The 22708-nt window shown below is 38.4% G+C and carries 23 protein-coding genes and 1 pseudogene; 17 read left to right on the top strand and 7 right to left on the bottom strand.

Annotation, left to right across the window (positions count from 1 at the left end):
- The first annotated feature begins 14 nt into the window (after positions 1-14).
- The 7 genes from CJ263_RS15545 to CJ263_RS15515 all read left to right on the top strand — a co-directional run bounded on the left by CJ263_RS15545 (position 15) and on the right by CJ263_RS15515 (position 6235).
- Entirely contained in the window at positions 15-596 is a 582-nt protein-coding gene (locus tag CJ263_RS15545) for a conjugal transfer protein (protein ID WP_094998116.1), read from the top strand.
- Entirely contained in the window at positions 596-1435 is an 840-nt protein-coding gene (locus tag CJ263_RS15540; RefSeq protein WP_094998115.1) for a hypothetical protein, read from the top strand. The genes CJ263_RS15545 and CJ263_RS15540 overlap by 1 nt, the downstream gene beginning before the upstream one ends.
- Before the next feature lie 31 nt (positions 1436-1466).
- Positions 1467-2081 (top strand): conjugal transfer protein TraK, encoded by a 615-nt coding sequence (locus CJ263_RS15535; protein ID WP_094998114.1) that lies wholly within the window; start codon positions 1467-1469, stop codon positions 2079-2081.
- 12 nt (positions 2082-2093) lie between these two features.
- A complete protein-coding gene (traM, locus tag CJ263_RS15530) occupies positions 2094-3071 on the top strand; it encodes a conjugative transposon protein TraM (RefSeq protein WP_094998113.1) in 978 nt (325 codons plus the stop codon).
- A gap of 11 nt (positions 3072-3082) precedes the next feature.
- Entirely contained in the window at positions 3083-3883 is an 801-nt protein-coding gene (locus tag CJ263_RS15525) for a DUF4138 domain-containing protein (RefSeq protein WP_094998112.1), read from the top strand.
- Positions 3884-3960: 77 nt separating this feature from the next.
- Positions 3961-5217, top strand: coding sequence for a hypothetical protein (locus CJ263_RS15520; protein WP_094998111.1), 1257 nt, complete (start codon positions 3961-3963; stop codon positions 5215-5217).
- 1 nt (position 5218) lies between these two features.
- Positions 5219-6235: a hypothetical protein gene (locus CJ263_RS15515; protein ID WP_094998110.1), complete on the top strand. Its 1017-nt coding sequence runs from the start codon at positions 5219-5221 to the stop codon at positions 6233-6235.
- A 1-nt stretch (position 6236) separates the two neighbouring features.
- On the opposite strand, the gene CJ263_RS15510 is transcribed toward CJ263_RS15515, so the two are convergent.
- A complete protein-coding gene (locus tag CJ263_RS15510; RefSeq protein WP_094998109.1) occupies positions 6237-6557 on the bottom strand; it encodes an ORF6N domain-containing protein in 321 nt (106 codons plus the stop codon).
- A 50-nt stretch (positions 6558-6607) separates the two neighbouring features.
- The gene (locus CJ263_RS15505; RefSeq protein ID WP_094998108.1) at positions 6608-7888 is read right to left on the bottom strand and encodes a site-specific integrase; all 1281 of its coding nucleotides are present in this window, start codon (positions 7886-7888) and stop codon (positions 6608-6610) included.
- A gap of 411 nt (positions 7889-8299) precedes the next feature.
- On the opposite strand from CJ263_RS15505, the gene CJ263_RS15500 reads away from it, so the two are divergent.
- The 3 genes from CJ263_RS15500 to CJ263_RS15490 all read left to right on the top strand — a co-directional run bounded on the left by CJ263_RS15500 (position 8300) and on the right by CJ263_RS15490 (position 11458).
- Positions 8300-9514, top strand: a complete 1215-nt coding sequence (locus CJ263_RS15500; protein ID WP_094998107.1) for a site-specific integrase — start codon at positions 8300-8302, stop codon at positions 9512-9514.
- Positions 9515-9624: 110 nt separating this feature from the next.
- Complete coding sequence (locus CJ263_RS15495) at positions 9625-10626, top strand: type IV toxin-antitoxin system AbiEi family antitoxin (RefSeq protein ID WP_094998106.1); 1002 nt, start codon at positions 9625-9627, stop codon at positions 10624-10626.
- Positions 10601-11458: a hypothetical protein gene (locus CJ263_RS15490; RefSeq protein ID WP_094998105.1), complete on the top strand. Its 858-nt coding sequence runs from the start codon at positions 10601-10603 to the stop codon at positions 11456-11458. The genes CJ263_RS15495 and CJ263_RS15490 overlap by 26 nt, the downstream gene beginning before the upstream one ends.
- Positions 11459-11671: 213 nt before the next feature.
- On the opposite strand, the gene CJ263_RS15485 is transcribed toward CJ263_RS15490, so the two are convergent.
- The 4 genes from CJ263_RS15485 to CJ263_RS15470 form a co-directional block, all read right to left on the bottom strand.
- The gene (locus tag CJ263_RS15485) at positions 11672-13957 is read right to left on the bottom strand and encodes a relaxase/mobilization nuclease domain-containing protein (protein ID WP_094998104.1); all 2286 of its coding nucleotides are present in this window, start codon (positions 13955-13957) and stop codon (positions 11672-11674) included.
- On the bottom strand, positions 13954-14343 hold the full coding sequence (locus CJ263_RS15480; protein ID WP_094998103.1) for a hypothetical protein: 390 nt from the start codon (positions 14341-14343) through the stop codon (positions 13954-13956). Before CJ263_RS15480 ends, CJ263_RS15485 begins: the two co-directional genes overlap by 4 nt.
- 586 nt (positions 14344-14929) lie before the next feature.
- Positions 14930-15211 carry a helix-turn-helix domain-containing protein gene (locus CJ263_RS15475; RefSeq protein ID WP_094998102.1) on the bottom strand — a complete coding sequence of 94 codons (282 nt, stop codon included), beginning with the start codon at positions 15209-15211 and terminating at the stop codon, positions 14930-14932.
- Positions 15212-15427: 216 nt separating this feature from the next.
- On the bottom strand, positions 15428-15805 hold the full coding sequence (locus tag CJ263_RS15470; RefSeq protein WP_094999270.1) for a hypothetical protein: 378 nt from the start codon (positions 15803-15805) through the stop codon (positions 15428-15430).
- Between the two features lie 97 nt (positions 15806-15902).
- Between CJ263_RS15470 and CJ263_RS15465 the strand changes: the two genes are divergently transcribed.
- The 3 genes from CJ263_RS15465 (at position 15903) to CJ263_RS15455 (ending at position 18792) form a co-directional block, all read left to right on the top strand.
- The gene (locus CJ263_RS15465; RefSeq protein WP_094998101.1) at positions 15903-17042 is read left to right on the top strand and encodes a tyrosine-type recombinase/integrase; all 1140 of its coding nucleotides are present in this window, start codon (positions 15903-15905) and stop codon (positions 17040-17042) included.
- A 101-nt stretch (positions 17043-17143) separates the two neighbouring features.
- Complete coding sequence (locus tag CJ263_RS15460; RefSeq protein WP_094998100.1) at positions 17144-17662, top strand: hypothetical protein; 519 nt, start codon at positions 17144-17146, stop codon at positions 17660-17662.
- Positions 17663-17829: 167 nt separating this feature from the next.
- Positions 17830-18792 carry a Helicase associated domain protein gene (locus tag CJ263_RS15455; protein ID WP_094998099.1) on the top strand — a complete coding sequence of 321 codons (963 nt, stop codon included), beginning with the start codon at positions 17830-17832 and terminating at the stop codon, positions 18790-18792.
- Positions 18793-18803: 11 nt separating this feature from the next.
- On the opposite strand, the gene CJ263_RS15450 is transcribed toward CJ263_RS15455, so the two are convergent.
- A protein-coding gene (locus CJ263_RS15450; RefSeq protein ID WP_229702482.1) for an IS3 family transposase occupies positions 18804-19942 on the bottom strand; the annotation gives its coding sequence in 2 pieces (ribosomal slippage) (positions 18804-19681 and positions 19681-19942; 1140 coding nt in all).
- Between the two features lie 79 nt (positions 19943-20021).
- Between CJ263_RS15450 and CJ263_RS21475 the strand changes: the two are divergent.
- From CJ263_RS21475 to CJ263_RS15430, 4 genes and pseudogenes are all read left to right on the top strand, one after another.
- A pseudogene (locus tag CJ263_RS21475) lies at positions 20022-20117 on the top strand (hypothetical protein); the annotation flags it as partial.
- 42 nt (positions 20118-20159) lie between these two features.
- Positions 20160-21044 carry a helicase associated domain-containing protein gene (locus tag CJ263_RS15445; RefSeq protein ID WP_094998098.1) on the top strand — a complete coding sequence of 295 codons (885 nt, stop codon included), beginning with the start codon at positions 20160-20162 and terminating at the stop codon, positions 21042-21044.
- 174 nt (positions 21045-21218) lie between these two features.
- Positions 21219-21656, top strand: coding sequence for a PaaI family thioesterase (locus tag CJ263_RS15435; protein WP_028284032.1), 438 nt, complete (start codon positions 21219-21221; stop codon positions 21654-21656).
- Between the two features lie 235 nt (positions 21657-21891).
- On the top strand, positions 21892-22650 hold the full coding sequence (locus CJ263_RS15430) for a hypothetical protein (RefSeq protein WP_094998096.1): 759 nt from the start codon (positions 21892-21894) through the stop codon (positions 22648-22650).
- Positions 22651-22708 lie beyond the last annotated feature (58 nt).

Genomic DNA, 22708 nt, shown 5'->3' with positions numbered 1-22708 from the left:
TAAAACACAGAAAAATGAGAAACAAAATCAAAATTTTAGTATTGGCACTAACCTTGGCCTTTTTATTGCCCGGCCGTGCCACGGCCCAGGGGATGCCCGTGTATGACAACACGAACTTTATTTCCTTTATGAAATCGTTGGTCGAATCCGCTAAACAGACCAGCAACCTGATGCAGACCGTCAAGTTTCTAAAACAGCAAAAAGAGAACATCGATAAGGTCAACAATGTCATCAAACAGTTAAAGGCGGTCAAGGAACTTGCCGAGAACAACCAACGCCTGTACCAAGTGGTGCAGGGCGATTTAAGGGAAATATTGAATTCCCCGTTTATCAAGCCCGATGAAGTTACCCGTATATCGGATTCCTTTGATGCCATTTTGGAAAATTCCATAGCGGCTATGGAATACATCGACCAAATCCTGTCCAGTGACAGTATGAAAATGACGGATGCCGAACGTGCGGCGGTCCTCAAGGAAAAGGAACTGGAATCCAAGGAAATGGTAGCGGAAATCGAGGCGAAGACCAGACGGTATCGGGAGATTATCGCCTTTCGGGAAATGCAACACAAAATCAATAACCGGGAAACGAATTATTGATGTCGGGTATTTTTTTGGGCATAGGACTGGAATATGTGGACACTATTTTTCAAACCATAAAAAATAGTGACTTCTCGCAATATACCATTGGGGGCATGAAGGCCCTTGCGGTACTGTTCTTCTTGGTCAATATCCTGAAAAAATACAACGAGGGCGTAGCGAACAACGAGGGCTATACCTGGGGGTTAACCCCTGCGGAACTGGCCAAGAACTTCGCCGTGGTCATTCTGGTCATTTTCTCAACACAGGTATTGGGCGTTTTCGATGCCATTTTGGTGGCCATCGAGACCCGATACCGGGACACGGCTCCGGCACTCCTCCCGTTGCAGATGCAGGATATTGACATCGAACAGGATGTGGGTGCCTTGGAAGCCGCCAAAAAAGCAATGGCTATATTATATGAAGCATTGGTGACACCATTGTACGGGATGAAGATGCTGGCGTTTATCATCGGGGTGTTCCTTTGGTTGTTGGATTTGTTCATCTATCCCTTGTTTCTGGCGGAGCGGTTTTTCCTATTGGGCATCATGCAGGCTTTTTTCCCGTTGGTCATCAGTTTGGCTGTCTTTGAAAAGTTCAGATCTTTGGCGTACAATTTCTTCAAGCTGTATGCCGGGGTCTATATGTTGGTGCCGGCCTTTTTCTTGGTGAATGTATTCGTGAACAACCTCTACACCGAAATCAATACGAATTTTTGGAGCAACCTGTTCGGAACGGATTGGGGGAGCAGCTTTTTTGCCCCGTTGCTGCAATTGGGTTCCATCGGGTTTATCGTATTCCTGAAGTTCAAACTGTACCGCAGGGCCATCTCCTTCACCTTTAAACTTTTTAGTGCCTAAGACATTAGGTTATTATTCATCCATACTTAAAATGAAAACACCTTATAAAAACATATACGACATTCTAAAGCTCAACCGCTTTATTATATTGACGGTCGTTATAGGGGCCGTACTGACCTGTATTGTTTCCGTACTGATGGTCATCAAATTACATAAGGAAACAGTTAATAATGCCTTTGTGGTCAATTCGGACGGTAGCGTGATTCCCTTGAAATTGGTCTCCCAACGGGAAAATCTGAACGTGGAGGCATTGGCCCATCTGGAGCTGTTCCATACCTATTTCTACAATATCGATGCGAGCAATTACGAAAGAAATCTGGAAAAGGCGCTGTGGTTGGGCAATAGCTCGGTGGATGCCCTGTACCGCCAGAAAAAGGCCGATGGGGTCTATAACCGTTTGTTACAGTATTCGCTCGTTCAAAAAGTGTTGAGTATCGAATCCAAAGTGGATATCCAAAACGAGCCTTACAGATTTGAGACCAGGACCACATTTGAAATCAATCGGGGTTCCATAACCGATACCTACGAGCTTATCACAACAGGCAACCTTATCAAGGTGGACAGGAACTTTCCGAACAATACCCACGGATTGCTGATTACCGCCTTTTTTGAAAAAACATTACGAAAAATCAATGATGAACAATAAAACCTGTACAAAATGAAGGTAGAAAAAAACAAAATCATCTTTTCCATTGTATTGGTATGCATCCTGCTTTTTATAGGTAGCTATGCCATGCTGGTATTGGGAGAGGATGAAGAACCGACCTTGGAAAATAACCAGGTTCCCGTACCGGAACTGGAGGACGACCAAAAACAGTACGATTCCAAATTGGATGCCCTGAACGATTTAAAGGAGGTCAGGCAGACCAACGCACCAAGCATCTATGATGAACGGCTATTGGATTCCACGGGGATATATGACCCGGATTTGTTGGACAAGAGAAAAATGCAATTGGTGGACAGTATCTACCAACAAGGGCAGATTAAGTATTTGGAACAATCCTATGAAAACATCAATCCGAGATACAGGCCATCGAAACCGACTATTGAGGAGAAAAAGGACACTATCGATGTCATTTATGAACAGGAAACCGAGGTCGTAGTCAAGGAACGTGCTTTGGAGCACCAGCTCTTTTTTGCTTCCCATCCCATTGAGAATGATGATTTGAATGCAAAAAGCACGGACGGTTTCATCTATGTCCGTGTGGATGGCACGCAGACCGTCAAGACCAATTATCGCCTACAGATGCGACTCCTTAAAGATGCGACTATTTACGGAAAATGGATTCCCAAGAATACGCCCATTTATGGATTTGTCAGCTTTAAGCCCAATAGGACAATTATCGATATTGAAAACATCAATCATCAACCCGTAAAATTAAAGGCTCATGACTATCAAGACGGTAGCGAGGGGATTTATGTAGAAAACAGCTTTAGGGCCGAGGTCACCAATGAAATCGTTGGCGATATGGTTGACGATATCAACATTGCCGGTGTACCACAGGTCAGCGGGTTCAAGAAGATTTTCCAGCGGAACCACCGCAATGTCAAAGTAACGATTACCGATAACTACAGGCTCATTTTAAAAATATCCAAGACCAAATTTCAAGGAAAGCCCATGATGGGCAATTATTAAATATCAATCTTATGAAAACTTTTATCACTTTACTGTTATTGACTTTTACAATCTCGATACAGGCACAGAGATCACTCGATACCATTTATGCCAATGACCAAAAGAACGTTGCTTTGTTCTTTCCCAAACCTATTCGACAGGGTATTACAGGAGCTTCCCATTTTGTATTTACCTACAACCGTGAGAAGGAACAGTATTTTGGATTGTTACAGGCTAAACAGGGGACCGAAAGCAACCTATTGACCGTCACCAGTGACGGCAAGGTGTATTCCTATATTTTGAAGTATTCCGAAAAACTTCCTAAACTCAACTATTTCATCGATGAGGATGAAAGCATCGGCAATGAAAGTCCTATAATGGAAATACCCAAAACTGGAAACAGTATAACAGCTTCCAATAAGGACAGAACGGCTTATTTTGGAAGGGCAAGCGAATATTTGCTCAGATCCAGTTCTGAAACCATTGCCACAGAACGCAAAAAAGGAATCCGGTTAAAGTTACAGAAAATGGCCTACGATGCTTCCGAAGTGTATCTGGTCATAGAGGTCAAGAACAAATCCGGAATCGATTTTGAAATCGATTATCTCAATATGTACCGTGCCAACGGGAACAGCAAACGTAAGGCCTCCTACCAACGGTTACAGCAAGAGGTAATCTATAAACATAAAATGCCCAAGTCTCTTGCCAATGGACAATCGCAACGATTTGTATTTGTGCTCCCAAAGTTTGTCCTGGGCGATAACGAAAAACTGATGCTGGAGCTGAAGGAACTGAACGGGAGCAGGAAGATGATTTTGGAGACCAAAATTTAAGAGATATTTTTCACCCCTTTTTTTGTGATTAAAAAAGTATATTTGTTATAAATATAACAATATGACAAAACAAATTAATGGAAAATAGAACAGAAGGAGCCTGGATAATTCACCATACAAAAAAACTTCAAGAAGTTACGAGAACCTCTGATTTTGAAGATATAGAACTTGCCGGAAAATGCGGTTTGCTTTTATCTAGTTTAGCCGCTTCTGAACAGGAAAGCACACTCAATAAGGATAAAGTAAATGCAATTTCTGATTCTTTAAACATTAATAAAAAATTAGAGTTACCTATAATAAAACAAACTCTCAAAGATGCTCATTTAATTGACATCTCTCAAAGTGGTGATATTTCAATCTTAGGTATTACAACTTCTGGGGTTTTAACTCACACATCCGAAATTTTTAATGAATCTTCAAATAATTTCCAAAAAGCATCTTTAGAACTAACCAACTATAGTTCTGACAAACCCATAAAAGAGAAATTATTAAAAGAATATATCGGAGATAATTATAAGCTTGACAGTAAAACTAATACAAAACTATTTCAACAATCCGAAGATATTGGAATAATAGATTTTGAACAATTTGATGGTGCAAAAACTTATTTTAATGGAAATCTTTTCAAAAGAGATTCCGTCGAAAAAACAGCGAAAGTATTAAGTTCTTTAAGTTCCGATGATGCAAAAAAAGTTTCAGATCTAGATATTTTAATTTCTAAAGATGGATGTGTAACCATAGAAACTGCTCTTACAATACTTGGACAGACTCTAATGTCAAAATTACAATCTATCGCTATGTATGATTTTAATGAGGTTAGCAATAATCAGCATTCTAAAATATTTTTAACGAAACCTTCTTCTTTTGCAAAATTTGGAAACCCATTTGAGGATGATGCATTGGATTTGGCTAAAGCTTTTATTTCTTCGTTGATTTATGGCTTAAAAGTTAGTACTTCAAATCGAGGAAAGATTCAGGATTATTCAATGCTTACAAACACTTTAAGAAAACTATTAAGAGGTGAAAGAGTTGGTCCATGTACAGCAATTGGGCAAGATTATCAAGTATTAGAAATGAATAGAGTAATTCAATTGGAACATGGTCACGGAAGTAGGTTTTATATGAGATTATTGAAATATGATATTGCACAAATAGCTCTTGATGTAATTGAGAAAGGAGACCTTGCGGAAAAATCTACATTGGAATCAGGAATTAGCAGTACTAGTGTTTCAAATTATACTGGACCTGAAGAGAATAGATGGAAAGTCCGCAGGAAAAAATCAACATCACCTAGTCTAAACGTTGGTGAATTATTAAGAACAATGAGAAATTAATATGGAAAAACAAACAGAACTTTTTAAAGGCGAGTTAATGGAAGAGAAATTACGTTTGTATTTTCTAAATAATGGTTATTATGTAGCACGTGGAATAAAATATGTATTTGAAGGAAATGAAATAACAGATATTGACTTGTTTTTGTATGGCCGAGTGTCAAGTTTGAGTAGGGAACGAACAAATGTTGATATTAAAAACAAAAAATCTCCTAAAGCATTTGAACGAATTTTATGGGCAAAAGGTTTACAGCAATTGCTCGGATTCGACAGTTGTGTGGTTGCAACAACCGACAGAAAAGAAGTTGTTAGAAAATACGGACACAGGCACGATACAACTATTTTAGACGGTAGTTTTCTTCAAAAACTGTCTTATAATAATATAGAACGAATTTCCGAAGAAGAATTATTAGCACTTTTTAATTCTATAAAAAGTTATAAAGAGTTTAAAAATCAAACTTGGAAAACCCTTTATGAAAAATCTAAATCTCGATTACTAAGTGAACTAGATTTTAGCGGTTATAACTCAACCTTAATAATTCTTTATTATTTCATAAAAAAGTGTTTTGATGCACAAAAAAAGGAAATAGCATTAAGAGCTACTTACATTATACTTTCCCATAGCTTTTTAATTCTTGACTATATATTAAAGGATATTGCTTTTTTGGAACCTGACCAAAGAAAATCAATATTAAGCGATGGCTTTAAATATGGAAATTTGGGGCAAGAAGGAGTTGACAGGACTATTGAAATGGCAGTAAAAATTGCCAGTTCCAAAATGTCTGTAAGCCAGATTAAAAAATCTTTAGACACAACCGAAATGGATATTTTAAAAGAATATTACTCTAAAGTTGAAACTATCAAAGGAATATTTAAATGGGCAATATCATTTGAAAAAAAAGCATTTGAAAAAAGTTTAACAAAACCAAATGACCTTGATATCGAATTAAAAGGCTCTTTAGCCCTTATGCTCGATTTTTTCAAAATAAATCGAAAAGATTTTTTTGAACTCTACAAATAAATCATTCAAAGATGTTACTTAAACCCAATCCGCTTCCTGTTCTGTTGGTCAATCTGTACCTTATCCTTTTGTAAAGATAGTTCAACGCTTGGTGGATGTCCTTGAATTTAACGTTCATTTCTTTTTCAAGTTTGGCTACTTGTTCCTTTAAATTACCATAGTCCGCAAGATGTTTCCTATACATGACAAAAGCCCGGACAATGGAAATGTTTGCCTGTATAGCCTTTTTACTCTTCAGTACACTTGAGAGCATGGCAACCCCTTGTTCGGTAAATGCAAAAGGAGCATACCGTAAGCCCATTCTATTTGATTCATTGGACATCACAAATTGTGACCTCCAATTTTTCAGTTCACTCTTTGGTCAAGTTTACTTCAAACAATCCTCAAATGGTCGTGTGCCGTTTCCCTATAGTTCGGACTCCTTTTTGATTCCTTTAGTTTTGCCTTTAATTTGGTCATATCGTTACTGATTTTCCTTTCAATAACCCTGGCATACTTTTGCGTAGTGGACAGTTTGGTATGCCCCAATAATTTAGAGACCGTTTCGACGGGGACATTGTTTAAAAGCGTTACCGTTGTGGCGAAGGTGTGCCTGGCCACATGAAAGGTCAAATGTTTTTTGATATGTGTACGTTTGGCAATTATCTTTAGGTATTCGTTCACTTTTTGATTGGAATAAACGGGCAATAAAGAGTGCCCGTTATCGGCATTGGGAAAATCCGAATAGCGGTCAAGGACTCTTTTTGCCTCTTCAAGAAGTGGAACTTTTACAGGAGTGTTCGTCTTTTTACGCCGCACATTTATCCATTCCTCCCCGTCGATGCCCGTAACGATATCGTTTTTCTTCAACAGCTTTACTTCTATATAGGCAAGCCCCGTATAGCACGAGAAAATAAAAATGTCCCTGACCACTCCTATTCCAATCTCCTGTATATGGGAAGAGGCCAATTTTTCCAGTTCTTGGGAATCCAGATAATCGCTGTCGTATTGTTCAAACTTAAATTCGTAAAAGTTGAAAGGGTTTGTTCGGACGCATCCAAATTTCGTGGCGATGCCCATCAATTTTTGGAACCGTTCCATGTGTTTCATGATGCCATTGTTGTTCAATGGTTGGGATTTCCTCAACGGGGGACAGGTTTGGAGGTAGGTTTCAAATTTGGCAAGAAAGGCATAATCGATGACCGCAAGGTTGATATCGGGGGTATTATACTTTTTCTTTATAAACCTTAATAGGTACTTTATTGTAGCCGAGTAGTTTTTGGCGGTTCCCTGTTCGAGTTTTTGCAGTTCATGGTCGGTATGGTATTTGACCAGTTCCGACAATGTACCAAAGCTCTTGTCCTTGCCCAGATAACGCAGTTTGATGGCCTGGGCGGTAATCAGCCCGTTTTCCGAGTGCAGTTGTCTATGGCAGTCCAATAATTTTGCGTAGACATCGTCCAGATATCCGTTGGTATCCTTCGCCTTAGAAGTTCGGGGGTTCAACCTCCCCGATGCCTTGCACCAATTCTCTTCGGTGGTTGAACGTTTTACGCTGATATCGGCACGGATGCCGTCAACATTGACACGGGCATAGATGGGTATCTGCCCGTTTTTTTTTCGGCACGACCTTTTGAGCCAAAAATAGACATTGAATGTTTTTGAGGTTTTCACGATTTTCGTTTAAATGGAACAATCCGTTAAACGAAAGTCAAATCACTGTGAAGGTCAAATCGGGCAATATCCGCAAGTTACGAAATCCTGCCTGAAAAAATAGGACACCTATTAGGACACCTTGATATATGGTCTTAATTGATATCAAATGAAAACCAATAAAATGTATTTCATTGGTTTTCATTTATTTACAGATTTTAAAATTTCTTTTAAAACCCATTTTGTCGGGGTGGCAGGATTCGAACCTGCGACCTCCTGCTCCCAAAGCAGCCTTTTTATGATTTAATATGGTTTTTAAAAATAATTTTTATGTTGTAAATCAATTATTTACATATTTTATAAAATCATAAACGACCATATAAAACCACATTTTGAGTGCAAATTGAGTGCAAATTTTTAGTATCTTGGGTTATGAAAACAAATACAACCCTTTCCCTTGATGCCCGGCGAGAAAGAAAAGATGGTACCTGCCCCATTATATTTCGATTGAGCCATCACCGCAAAACTATAGCTATTCCATCTGGTATTTCTGTACCTCCCGTATATTGGGACCAAAAGAAAAGGGAGGTCAAAAGAAATTATCAAGGTGTAAGCTCGGTTACCCGACTGAACAATATGCTCACCAAAAAGAAGACCAAATTTACGGATTGTATCAATGTTTTGGAGGAAGAAGGCCGATTGAAAGGTCTGAGTATATTGGAATTGAAGAATATGTTATCCCGACCAACGAACAGTATTTCCTTTTTCGAGTTTACGAAGACCTTGATCGCCGAGATGAAGGAAGCCAAGAAATTTGGGAATGCCCGGGCATATCAGCAGGTATATAATGTCCTAAAGACGTTTAACGGAACAGGAAGCCTTCGATTTGAGGAAATTACCTATCAGTTTCTAAAACGCTTTGAAACAGCTCATTTGAAAAAAGGAAATAGTATCAATGGGCTTTCCGTGTATTTAAGAACATTGCGGGCAATTTATAATAAGGCGATTACCCATGGGTTGGTTGCCCGGGATAGATACCCGTTCACCCGTTATAGGATAAAATCAGAACCTACGGCCAAACGTGCTATTTCCAAGGAAAAAATAAAACGGATTTTGGAGTTGGATTTAAAACCTGCCTCTCCCCTATTCCACGCTCGTAATTACTTTATATGCTCCTACCTTATGAACGGTATTTCATTTATAGATATGGCCTTTCTCAAAGCAAACAATATTGTCGATGAACGAATTCAATATCGTCGGCAAAAAACAGGCAAAACCTATGATATTAAAATTACAAATCAACTTTCACCTATTTTGGATTTTTATCTTATTGATAAAAAAGATTATGATTTTATCTTTCCGGTAATCAAACGAACAAAACTTGAAAACCAACATAGGGACATTCGGGATGCCCGTATCAAATACAATCGTCGGTTAAAGGAAATCGCAAAGCTTTGTGATATTGAGGAAAACTTGACCAGTTATGTAAGTCGCCATTCCATGGCGACCAACCTTATATTAAGTGATGTGCCAATCAATGCGTTAAGTAAAATGTTAGGTCATAGTGACTTACAGACCACTCAAATCTATATTAAAGACCTTCCGACCCATATCATGGACGAATATCAGGAAAGATTGGAAATTTAAATCCGACGGTTAAAAACTTCCGAGTTATTTCTATTTTAGAAAAAATCAAGTATATTTGTTCATATTATTTATTTGTTCACGTTTTCGTGAACAATAAAATAAAGTGAACAATGAACGATCAAGGAATTGTGCAACATGCATTGACCAACCTTCAGAAAACAGGCGAAATCGAAGCCAAATGGCTTGATAATGCCCCCAATAAAGACTTAGATGGCACGATAGCCCTTACGCTAAACGACCGGACTATCAAGCTCGGTATAGAAATTAAAAAAGAGCTAAGAAATATCCATCTCACAAAATTAGAGGCATTGGCCAAGGAGTATCATCCATTTATGGTCGTTGCACAGCGCATATTTCCCAAAATAAAACAAGAGCTTCGTAACAGGAACATTGCCTATCTAGAGGCGAACGGTAATATTTACCTCCACGAAAAAGAAACATTCCTTTGGCTGGATGCCAACGAACCCATCGCAATCAAACACAAAACTACCAACAGGGCATTTACCAAAACCGGCCTAAAGGTTGTTTACGAGTTCCTATTGGACGGAACGTGGATCAATAATACCTATCGTGAAATAGCCGATAAAACGGATACAGGTATCGGCAATATCACGAATATCTTCAATGGCTTAAAGAATGATGGTTTCCTCATTCCACTTAATAAGGATACCTACATCTTAGAGGACAATGAAAAGTTACTCGAAAAATGGATTATGGCCTATGAAAAAAAGTTGAAACCAAATCTGGCCATTGGAACTTATCGATTTGTTGATAACGATACTTTTTTAAATTGGAAAGACATTAAACTAAAACAGGGGCAAACGTTCTGGGGAGGAGAACCCGCCGGAGACATATATACCAATTACCTTCGACCGGAGGAGTTGACGCTATACACTACCGAACCGAGAAACGAATTGATGAAGAACTATAGACTTGTTCCCGATGAAGGGGGTAATGTAAAGATCTATGAAAAATTCTGGAAGGACAATACCGAGGAAAAAAATGCCGTACATCCTTTGCTAGCTTACGCCGATCTGATAATGAAAGGGGATAGACGGTGTACCGAAACTGCAGAAAAAATATATAATGAGTACTTACAGGATAAATTTTAAACAACTCCGCCAAAGACCCGATTTTTTAGAAATGTTGGCAGCTTTGGAACGAGGTTTTAATGAATTCCATGTCGATTTTTATTTGGTTGGTGCGGTCGCCCGTGATGTATGGATGACCGCCATCCATGAGATTCCTCCTAGTCGAATTACAAGGGACATCGATTTCGCGGTCTTCATCGAGGACAAGGGAACTTATGAAAGCTTAAAGCGATACTTAATTGAAATAGAACACTTTCAACCTTCCAAAGAGAATAATTTCGTGTTGCAGTGGCAGGGAAGAATGCAGGTTGACCTACTTCCCTTCGGAAACATTGAAGATGAAAATGCCAAGGTAAGTTTTGAAGGTACAGGGCTTACCAGTTTGAACATGCCTGGCTTCAAAGAAATTTATGAGAGCGGATTGCCCGAAGTAGAATTGGAAGGGGAATATCGATTCAAGTTCTGCACCTTGCCCGGAATCGTGATTCTAAAGCTCATCGCTTGGGAAGACCGTCCTGAAATCCGGAGGGATGACCTAAAGGACATTCTGACAATACTGACTCATTTTTTTGAAATGTACACCGACCAAATTTACGAGCATCATTCAGATCTATTTGGCGACAATGATTTTGGATTATATCTTATTGCCGCACGGGTTATGGGTCGGGAGATGAAGAAAATAGCGATCAAGAATGAAAAACTATATGAAAGGCTGACCAATCTTCTAGAAAAAAATACGATGGATATCAATACAAGTGAAATTGGGAAGATTATGGCAAATTGGGCCAATACTAGTGTTGAGGAAAGTCTAAAACCATTAATTGAAATTCAGCGTGGTTTTCGAGGCGATTAAAAATTAGTTTTCCGTCCCACCCCAAATCTTACCATGACTTACCTGCGCATGGATCCTACGGAGTTTCTTTAGCGTCCCGACAGGTAAGCGTAAAGAAGAAACTTCGTAGGGCGCAAACCGACCTTGGCCCGACGCACCATACCTTTCCTCCCCCTATCCACAAAAAAGCACCCTTTAGGGTGCCAGATTACATTACTAATCCGCTTATCAAATTTACAGCCATAGTCCTCTACCCTTATATTTTGAGTAATCGGTCAATTCATCCTTAAAGCCGTTGAACATTTCTTCTTCTTTGAAGCTACTACTTCCCAACATGTTACCAAGGGCGTAAACACCCTTTCGAAGTAGATGTGCCTGTTTTCGGCTCACTTGCTTTTGGGAAACGGCGACCAGGGCTTCCTTCAACCCGTTCTGCATATGGTGTTCCACTATTTGCACCGGGAGGTTTGGTCTTACCCCGTCCAATACGAAGAGATAGGCCGCCTTCCTGTATTGCCCTGTCTCCACCAAATGACCCGCCCAAAGACTTTTCAAGCTGTCGCGTCCGGATGTTTGAATGTTCCCCAAGATTTTTGTTTGCTCTACTACGGTCTTTTTTAGGTCGGTCGATGATTCCAGATAGGCCTGTGTTTTCAGTGTGATCGGAACGCTTACCGGATACTTGGAATATATTGAACCGATTTGAAGCTTTCCTTCCTTTTTCTCAAAACGGAAGCCTTTTTCATTGAAAAACTTAATATAGTCCTTCGGGGATTTCTCGAAGGATACCTGCTTACGTTCGGCAAATTTATGATAGGTCTTCAAACTCAACCGTTCGAACCGTCGCCTGTATCTTTGGGTCATGGCCGCGTAAAGGTTCGGGAACATCAAGGGCAGGAATATCGCCGTCGGGCCTGGGTGCATTTCTTTTTCGGTCTTGTCGTTCAAAAGTCCGTCCAATATTTTTTCGTTCTCTTTGATGAAGAAAGGGGAAGCGTAAAAGTCGATTTGCTTGGGCAACGGTATTTGGCCCATGTTCAGTTTGACCTGATGTCGACGGGAATTCGAATATCGGAGAACGCCCCTACCGTAATCGGTGCCCAGGCTTCGAACAAGCTCGAAAAGGATTTTTCGCTGGTTTGGCGTATCGAACAACCGTTTTTCGCTGGCCTGTTTTATAAGTTCGGCCTTCCCTATTAATTCTTTTTCTTCCCTGACAGATTCAGCAATGTAAAGCTTGTCCTTTGCAATACCGAATTGTTCTTCTACCATCTTGCCCAAGCTCTTGTTGTCGGTGTGCAGGTATTTCTTGAGAAATAGAAAACGATCGGATTTGACCATTTCATTGACTATCGGTTTTGTAGGCATCCTATCGATGTGTTCGGAGAAAAGTAGCTTCCTCCCCGAGTTTTGATAAGTGTTTTTATAGGCTTCCTTGATGCACTTTTGAAGTTCCAGTTTTAGTTGCTTGCTTTCCCCGTTCATCTGGGTGTATTCCGCCTTGAACAGTTGAGGGTTTTGGCGGATTCCGATAATGGGTGTTATTTCCTCGGCTCTGAGGACATATCCCGATTTGTCATAAATGGTAAAATCAACGGCTTTTTCTTCCTCATCGTAATCCACTTTACAATTTAGATTTTGATAGGATTCCAGGATGTCGGGCAGATGTTCGGGGTTTATCGTCTTGAATAATCCGTAAGTGGTCTGAATTTGTTTTTCCAGCCGTTTTTTGACCATCGGCAACAGTTTCGAGCTTTGGTTCTGTTCAAAGACCTTTTGCAGTTTCGGGCCGCTCAATTGTGGGTGGACGGTATAACCGTTGATGAACCTTGACTTGTAGCCATCCTTTACCGCAACTCCGTAGGATACGCCTACCCTACCATTTCGCTCGGTAGTCCTTACTTCGATGTGATGTTCTTTGAGGTGTCCGGTAAGTTCCTCAAAACTTCGCACCTTATACTTTTGAAGGGTGTTGTTCACGATGTCCTGCATATAGAACCTGACCCCGTTGATGTCATGGTTTCGGAATTCTGGCATTTCGTATTTCGGGAGTTCCTTGGTCTGTTTGGTATCGGGGGAAGGGGAAAGTCCGAACTCTTTTTCGAGGTATTTCTGGGTGGCAATACTCCTTCTGATATCGTTGGAAAGGTTGATCTGTAAACAGTCTTCCTTTATGGTGGACGAGACGATATGCACATGTTCGTGCTTGGTGTCATGATGCCGGATTACGACATAAGGCTGTTCGCCATAGCCCATGTGTTCCATATACATTTTGGAAAGTTCGAAAAAGTCCCTGTCGTTCAAGTGCTCCCCACGGGGAAGGTTAAGGGAGATATGTGCATACCGTTTTTCCGAATCATGTCGATTGCCGAGATGATAAAGAACCCTCCCGAAAAACTTCATATCGGTATTTGCATCGGAATAGGTATTTTGAAATCCGAGTACGGTGCTTTCTTCTTTGCCCGATACATACTTCAGCACGCCCTGTACGTTTTTCCGATAAAGGATCCTAGCTATCATTCTTGGCTTTTGGCGTTTATGGTTTCTATCAGTTCGAGCATGAGTTCGCTGGCCTTTTGCACTTCCCTTATGAAGTTCGAATTCGGGCTTCGCATATTCTTATAATTTGCCACCTTGACGAGCTGGTTGATATTGCTGCCTATCTTATTTATTTGGTAACTGAGGTTCGAGATGCCATCGGGAATACTTTTTTCCTTTGTAGTCTTTCCGTTCAAAATCAGCTTTCTCAAGAATGGGCCGACCGTTCCCCTTTTCCTAAAATCGATGTTATAGGATTGTAGAATTGTCTTCACTTTTTCCAGTTCCGTGCCGTTGAACCTGAGCGTTATGGCATGCTCCCTTTTCTTGTCGCCGAGACGTTTTCTGCCACCTTTGTTGATTGCCATTTTTGAACTCGATTTTTATCGCCTGCCTGTGAGGGCAAGGCAGGTTTTTCACTTCGACAGAAGTAGGCGTTTTGCGAGGCGCGAAACATCACTTGCTATCCACCTACGTGGATAAATATAGCATATCAATTTTAATTTCAACAATCTAATAATCAGTATTTTAAATCGAAAAACCATATAAGACCAATAGAGACCATATGAGACCGATCGACTAGTTTAAATGGTCCAATATGGTCTCTAAATAATTACGGAATTGGGAAATCTTAAAAAAATTTTGCGGGTAGGGAGAGAAAAAGGCAAGCGGGTTTTTCGCCGCTTGGGTTTTTGCGCGGTGCCGAGGAGGTTCAAAAATATGGAACGGAAAGGCCCCGAATGCGAACCGGTGAAGTGGTTCGCTCGGGAAGTCTTGGAGTGGAAGGTTTTTGAACTTCCGCAGGAACATGGCCGAACAAGTCGATGTCCTAAGTAGATGATAGGTTATTTGGCATCAAGGTAAACCCTGTTTTTTAGGGATTGCCTCTGAATGAACAATAATGGGAAAGGTATAGACCGAAGATTTTTGAGCTTCAATTGGTGCACGTAGAAATTATTTGATATCAAAAGGCTCCATGGCATGCGCTTCAAGATAAGCGTTGATGGAGTCGCGGTCGTAAAGAATGTGCTTTTTTTCGGGTTGTGAATACCTTATCTGGCCCTCGTCACGCAATTTTTGTAAGGTGGTATCCGATTTTATTCTCAGTAACCGCTTCGCTTCTTTTTTGTCCATCCATTTATCGGAATTATCCGGTTCCATTGCGGATTTGACATACTTTATTACTTCCCCAATTAGGGTCAAAAATGCTTTTTCTTCGATACAGATTACGTTCATAGACGCCCAATATAGCAAATGATTTTCGGTCTTTCCAAATCTGAAAACAGATGACAATAGATGAAAATAGTTTGCTCGAAAATTGCACCTAATTTCAGGGATTTCAAACAATAGGAGAAAAGTTTGGCTCTTCTTTATTGAATGATATACTGACTTCTTGAACCGCTTTAAAGTGACCACCAGAAATAAATTCATCAGGGATTTTTTTCTAAAATTCTAGTTCATATACTCTTGCCAAGTAACCAGAACATATTTTTCCTTCCCATTTTCATTCTTTTTCAAAAATCCATATTCATAAACGAAAAGGTAGACATCCCCTTTTTGGTTTTTCCAATAGTGGGTAAAAAAGTTCGGGTCAAATCCCACTTCCGATAGTACAGTACTCCTGATTGTGACCTTCCCCCCTTTATTATATTCCTTTAAAATCTTCCGGTTCAGTTTCAGCTGATTGTCCACTTTGTTATAGAACCTTTCCGGTCGTTCTTTTTCCTTTTGGTATTGGTAGGCACTCTTGCAATGCAGGTTGCAATATTTCTTATCCGTCCTTCCGGTAAGTGGCTTTTTACAATACACACATTCATGCTGTAATCTCATTTCCATTAACTTAAGTGAATTTCTATGCGAACATTATTCGCTTAAGATACGACTAAATCATTTTAATGATTGAAATTGCATTTAAATCATATCCATCATGCAAAAACCCGTTATAATTTTTTCAAAGGCCAGCCATAAAGGCAAAGAGGTTCTTCTAATAAATTTTAAATATAATCTTGAGCTCAAGGAATATTTAAAAGAGTTCAAGGGTATTTGCTGGAGCACGGACCTACGAAGCTTTTATCTTTCATTCGATAAAGAAGTCACAAATACCCTGTTCAAATATCTTAGGGCCAAGGATTACTTTATCGATTACTCCGCACTTAGGACCAAAAGGGAAAGTAAGGCAATGGAACGATCCATAAATACAATAACCATAGGTCGCGAAATATCTAATGATGTATTGAACGACATAAAAGAATTTAAAAAGTGGATGGGTCAAAAACGCTATAGTAAAAACACTATGAATACCTATGAAAGCATGTTGCTACTTTTTTTTCGTTTTCAACATCCAAAGGCAATAAATACCATTACCGAAAAGGATATATTCAAATTCAATACCGATTACATTATGGCAAAACGGTTTTCCTATACCTATCAGAATCAGGCCATTAATGCCATTAAACTTTTTTACCGTAATAAAAGTAATTCCCTACTCGTACCCGAAAACTTGGAACGTCCTAAAAAATCAAGGAGGCTACCAGATGTTTTAGCTATAGAGGAAATAAAATTAATCTTGGGGCTTACCTCCAACCTAAAACATAGAACATTACTCAGTTTAATATACTCGTGTGGGCTAAGAATCGGTGAGGCCTTAAAACTTAAGGTAAGGGATATTGACAGGAAACGGAGGTTCATGCATATTAGAGCAGCAAAAGGGGCAAAAGACAGGTATGTGCCCATACCGGTACGAATGATTGTACTTTTGACCGAATATATTGAATGCTATGGACCGGAGAATTATCTTTTCGAGGGCCAAAATGGCGGTATGTATACCGCGGTAAGTGCACGGCAAGTGCTTAAACGCTCCTTGCAAAAGGCCGGAATACGAAAATCCATTACGCTGCATACCCTACGGCACAGTCATGCGACCCATTTACTGGAAAATGGTACCGACCTTAGGTTTATTCAAGAACTGCTTGGACACAATAGCCCGAAGACAACTATGATATACACACATGTAAGTACCACAAGTCTGGATAAAATAAAAAACCCTTTTGATGATTTTGACCTTTAAAATAATGAACAACCCTTTTCATCGGTTTTATTCCTATATTGGAGGTATATAGATGTATTTTACATCTATATAAACAAGTTCTACACCATTTGAAAAAAACTATGAGAATATTAATTACATTATCGCTTTTTATTTCTGTAATTACTTTTGGACAAGAAAATAATAGAATAGATATAACCAATTCGGAACAATATCTTGTCGGGAATTGGGAGTTTGTAAAAACACTTGACCAAAATGGAAAAGAGATTAAGAAGATAGCTCTTGACAGAAATACGCCTGATGGAAAACCAATAACACTTAATGCAAATGGACCTGATATAATAATAAAATCAGACGGAACTTATACCAAAATATTTACACCTGAAAATTCGGATTACGGAGTTTGGCGAATAAAGTCACCAAATGAAATTGAATATGAAATGGTTATTCCAGAAAACTCAAGGCAAGGTCAAATTATAATTCAAACTCAAAAATTTTTTCCCGATAAAAAATGGCGAAAAGATGAAAAAGGTAATTTTCTTGATGCATCAACTGACCGAATTATTGAGCTGACAGAATCGGAAATGAAAATTGAGTATGAAAAAGATTATATATTAGTTTACAAAAAGTCGGCGGAATAAAAACGGTGTAGAACACCGTATATAAGCTATGGCTTGGTCAGTCTACACTTGGAAAATCCTGCGGATTTTCCAAAGCCGGTCTTTATCTGGAAAGGCCTGTGCCGAGACACGCCACAGCTCATATACAAACACGTTGTGTTTCATTTTAAAAAAAGATTCGTGAAAGAATGATAGTAGAATTTCTTGGACAAGGTTTACACTTCGAAGAAGATGAAACGTGCGGAAATCACGTTTGTTCTGCTATTCAAGAAAAGTCATTCACGCAAATTACCTTTTTTATTGCTTTTTTGAGAAAACCCGGTTTAGACTATTTAAAACCTTTTTTAGAACAAGCAAAAAATGAAAACAGAAACATAACTTTTTATGTCGGAATTGATGAAAGAGTTACTTCTAAAGAAGCTTTAGAATTATTACTAGAACTAGAAATTGAAACTTACATCTACTTTTCTGAAAGGTTTATCTATCACCCAAAAGTTTATTTGTTTGAGGGAGAAAAAAACAGAATCATAACTGGCTCATCTAATCTCACAAAATCAGGACTTTTCTATAACGTTGAGTCTTCAATTCTTTTAGATTTTACAAATAGCGATAAAAGTGGATTAAAAGTTTTGAAACAATTAAAAGAATTCTATTCCACGTTATTAGATTTCACAGACCCAAATATTGAACTTTTAACGAATGAATATTTAGAAAAGTTAATTAAGGAACAAAGAGTTTCGACAGAAGCTTTTTCTGATGGTTCTGACTATAATTCAAATATTCACGACAAATCAAAAAAGAGAGGCAGAAATCCAGAAATTACAGATTTAGGAAATATTGAAATAACAGAAAAAAGACCTGTCAAACAATATAAATCCATATTGAAAATCACAGATGAATATCTAGAGAAATGGGATTTTATGTTCCAAAAAATGGAACGCTTTTATACAGAAAATGAACATTGTACTGTTCCGAGAGATTATAAAGACAGAACACTTTATGGATGGTATAGGAAACAAAAATTATTACACCAAGCCGAATTATTACCTGATGAGCATTTCAAAAAATTAAAAAGCATAAATTTCTATTTTGGAGATGGACATACAATATTTTGGGATAGAAAATGGATGAATAGCTACAATCAACTGTAGCCTTCCCCTTCTTAGGACATCGCTAAATTCATAAAATTATCATTAATGTTGTCCGTTTCGGGGAAGAATTCTTCCCCGAAACGGTTCTTGTATTCCCTAGGCGGCATATCCCCGATGGATGAATGGGGATGCCTTGTATTGTAATCCTCCCTCCATTTTTGGGTCAGCGCCCTTACTTGGTGCAGGTCGTTGAACCAGTATGCATCGAGTACGTCCTCCCTGTAAAACCTGTTCAGGCGTTCCATATATCCATTCTGCATGGGCTTGCCCGGTTGGATGAACCTGAGTTCGACCCTTTTCTTTTTGCACCATGCCGCCAAGGTCTTGGAGATGAACTCGGGACCGTTGTCGCACCGTATCGTTTTGGGAAGGCCTATCTCCTCTTCCAGGTGCCCAAGGGTCTCCACGACCTTTCTTGCCGGGTAGTTCAGGCCAACGTCCATTGCCAGTGCCTCACGGTTGCAATCGTCCATGACGTTGAACACCCTTACCTTTCTTCCATCGGACAGTACATCGGCCATGAAGTCCATGCTCCATACCTCGTTGAGCTCGATCGGGGCCTCCAACGGGTTCTTTACCCTTGCCGGGAGTCTTTTCTTATGTTTTCTGCGCAACTTTAGACCCATGTTCCTGTAGACCCTAAGTACACGTTTCCTGTTCCATTTATGGCCTTCGCGACGAAGCCGTTTAAAATATACCTCGAAACCCCTGGTCGGCAGTTCTTCCGCCAACCTCGATAACGCATCGATGACTTCCGTATCGTCCTTTTTGGTACGGTAGTACCACATCGAACGGGCAAGCCCGATTACCCGGCAGGAACGCGATACGCAGACCGAATAGGCCTCCTGGAGATATTTTGCGCGGTGCTTCTTGTCGGAAGGCCCTAGAACTTTTTTGACAGTACATCCTTTAACATACGAACGTCCAGACTTACATCGGCGTACATCTGTTTGAGCTTGCGGTTCTCATCCTCGAGCTCTTTGAGCCGCTTCATATGGGCCACTTCCATGCCCCCGTACTTCTTCCTCCAATAGTAAAAGGTGCTCTTGTCAACACCCATCTCGCGGGAGATGTCCCCGACACTTCTTCCTTGTTCGTTCTCTTTTAATGCCTTGATGATCTGGCTCTCGGTAAACTTGCTTTTTTTCATATGACAGTTAAAATTTAAAGTTAGAAAATTCTAATTTTAAGCTGTCCTATTTTTAGGGAAGGCTACACAACTTTTAGAAATATATAAAGAGACTGGAGATAGCAATATAAAAAGATATAAAGATAATACTCATCCTCTTTTTTACATTTCTAACTGGGTTGCACTCGAGAGAGGAAAATATAAAAAAGGCAAGCTAAAAGATTGGCAAATTGAAAAGTTGGAAAGCATTGGTTTTAAATGGGTAATGACACGTACACCAAATAATTACAGAGTTGTAGATGATTGGTTAGACAAACTTGCATTACTAGAAGACTATAAAAAAGAATTCGGAGATTGTAACGTTTCTCAAAATAACAAAAACCCAAAATACAAAGGACTCGGAAAGTGGCTTAATGACCAAAGGTTCAACTATAAGAAAAAAAGAAAAATCCTAACAAAGGAGAGAATCGAACTTCTTGAAGACCTTGGTGTAGTATGGGATATGGATGTTTACAAATTTGACCAAAAAATATTAGAATTATTAGAATACAAAAAGACACACGGAAATTTTGAAGTTCCTTCTAACTACAAACCAAACAAGAATTTTGGGAATTATATTTATAGAATAAGAACGAAAGGTCTTAAAGAAGATTGGAAAATCAAAAAACTACAAGACATAGGATTCTTCGAAATTGGTACTCGAACTAAAAAGGAAAAAGAGGGGCACGTTACTCAAAATTGGTATAATAATCTTGAAAAGCTGAAAAAACTATCGAATCCTAATTTGCCAAAAGACAGTAAAGAATATCCCAAACTTGCTAAATGGTTGCATAATCAAAAAAGAACTTTTAGATATGGCAGATTGAAAGATGAACAAATAAAAGAGTTGAAAAAACTAAATGTAAAACTTCCTGCAAAAAGTAAAAAAAGAAAAAAATGGGAAGAATATATTGAAATTATTGAGTTATTCAGAGAGGAATATGGAGACAAAAAAATAACATCTGAATTTGATAAAGAACTTTACGAATGGATAAACCAACAGAGAGCAAATTATAAACACAAGAGTTTGAGACTTGAAAAAGTAGAAAAATTAAAGGAATTGAATATCTTACAAACTGAATAAAAAAACGAAAACACAACAATGGCTATAAGTAATTGCTTGTTCTCGCCTACTTTGGAAATTCCTCGCGGATTTTCAGTTTGGTGTGTACTTGCAAAGTTAAGTGCTAACCCACGCAACTACTCATAGCCGAGACCGTTACCTGTAAGCCAAGAACAATAATTAGAATCAAAATAAATGATAGAAAAAAACATAGGATTTATTAAACAAATAATTGAAGAAGGTATTCCAGTTCATAAATTTTTAGGACTAAAATTATTGGAACTTGAAAAAGGGTTTGTAAAAGTTAAAGTTCCCTTTAGAGATGAAATTGTTGGAGATATGAGAACAAACAGGTGGCACGGAGGAATTATTGCTACAATAATGGACTCTGTTGGTGGTATTGCAGGAAGCACTCACTTTACGTCATTGGAAGATAAATTAGTAACTATTGATTTAAGAATAGATTATTTAAAAGGTGCTGAAGCATCTGAAATAATTGTGGAAGGTAAAATAGTTAGGTTAGGTAATAGAATACTTGTAACGAAAATGAAAGCCTTTCAGAATGATGAATTAATTGCAGAAGGAAAAGGCGTATATAATTTCATACGAATTAACAAATCAACGGAAAAATAGGAACTGAAACAAAATAGCCTACAGGTAACAAAGTGTAAAAATAATAAGGGTTTTAGTGCTTATCCCAAAGTGAAGTGCATTTTACAAAGTCCGCAAAATTTACAATTTTGCATGTCTATTAATTAAAGAAAAAATTGCAAATTTGGCTAAGTGATAAATTGAAAGTTCAGTCCTTCGAAATCCCTTACTATTCTTACACAAACCGTTGTGCTTCATTATGACCAACCACTAACCTATGATAAAATTCTTTAGAAAAATTAGACAAAATTTACTTTCAGAAGGAAAAACTGGAAAGTATTTTAAATATGCAATTGGTGAGATTATTCTAGTGGTTATTGGAATTTTGATTGCATTGCAATTGAATAATTATAATGATACCTTAAATAAAAATGATTTTGAACGAAATGCACTTTTGAACCTTAAACTTGATTTTGAGTATAATCAATCAGAATTAAATAAATCTATTAAAGAGTTAGAAGAAATCAAAAAAAACAGTCTTATAATTCTTGATAATACAGGTAGTAAATATCAAGCTTCATTCGATATCGATAGTTTACTACAATCGGTTGGAAGCGTTCCAAAATACTATCCTCAAAATGGATTTTTATTGGATTTAATTAACTCTGGTAATCTCGGTGTAATAAAAAACGGTATTTTACGAAACAAACTTTCTTCTTGGCTACCAACACTTGAAACTTTAAAAGACAGAGAAAAATCTGTAATTGACTTTTCTGATGACTTCATTAGGTACATTATTAAAAATGGTAGTTGGTTAAATTCTGATGAAAAAACCAATGACGAAGAAATAACAAAAATAAGATTTCCTAAATCAGGATTTGAAATAAACAATAATGATTTGCTAAAAAACATTGAATTCGAAAATATCATTGAAAACATGATAGTATATAAATTATTATTACTTGATAGGCATGTAAAATGTCTCGAACTGAATAAGGAAATAATTAATCTCTTGGAAACCGAAATTAAAAAATAACGAAAGCACAACAATGTATAACCACAATTACGGCGGATTCGACTACGTCCGAATCCAC

Origin of the sequence: Maribacter cobaltidurans, assembly GCF_002269385.1 — a bacterium.
Classification (GTDB): Bacteria; Bacteroidota; Bacteroidia; order Flavobacteriales; family Flavobacteriaceae; genus Maribacter; species Maribacter cobaltidurans.
This window is presented reverse-complemented; position numbering and strand designations above follow the sequence as displayed.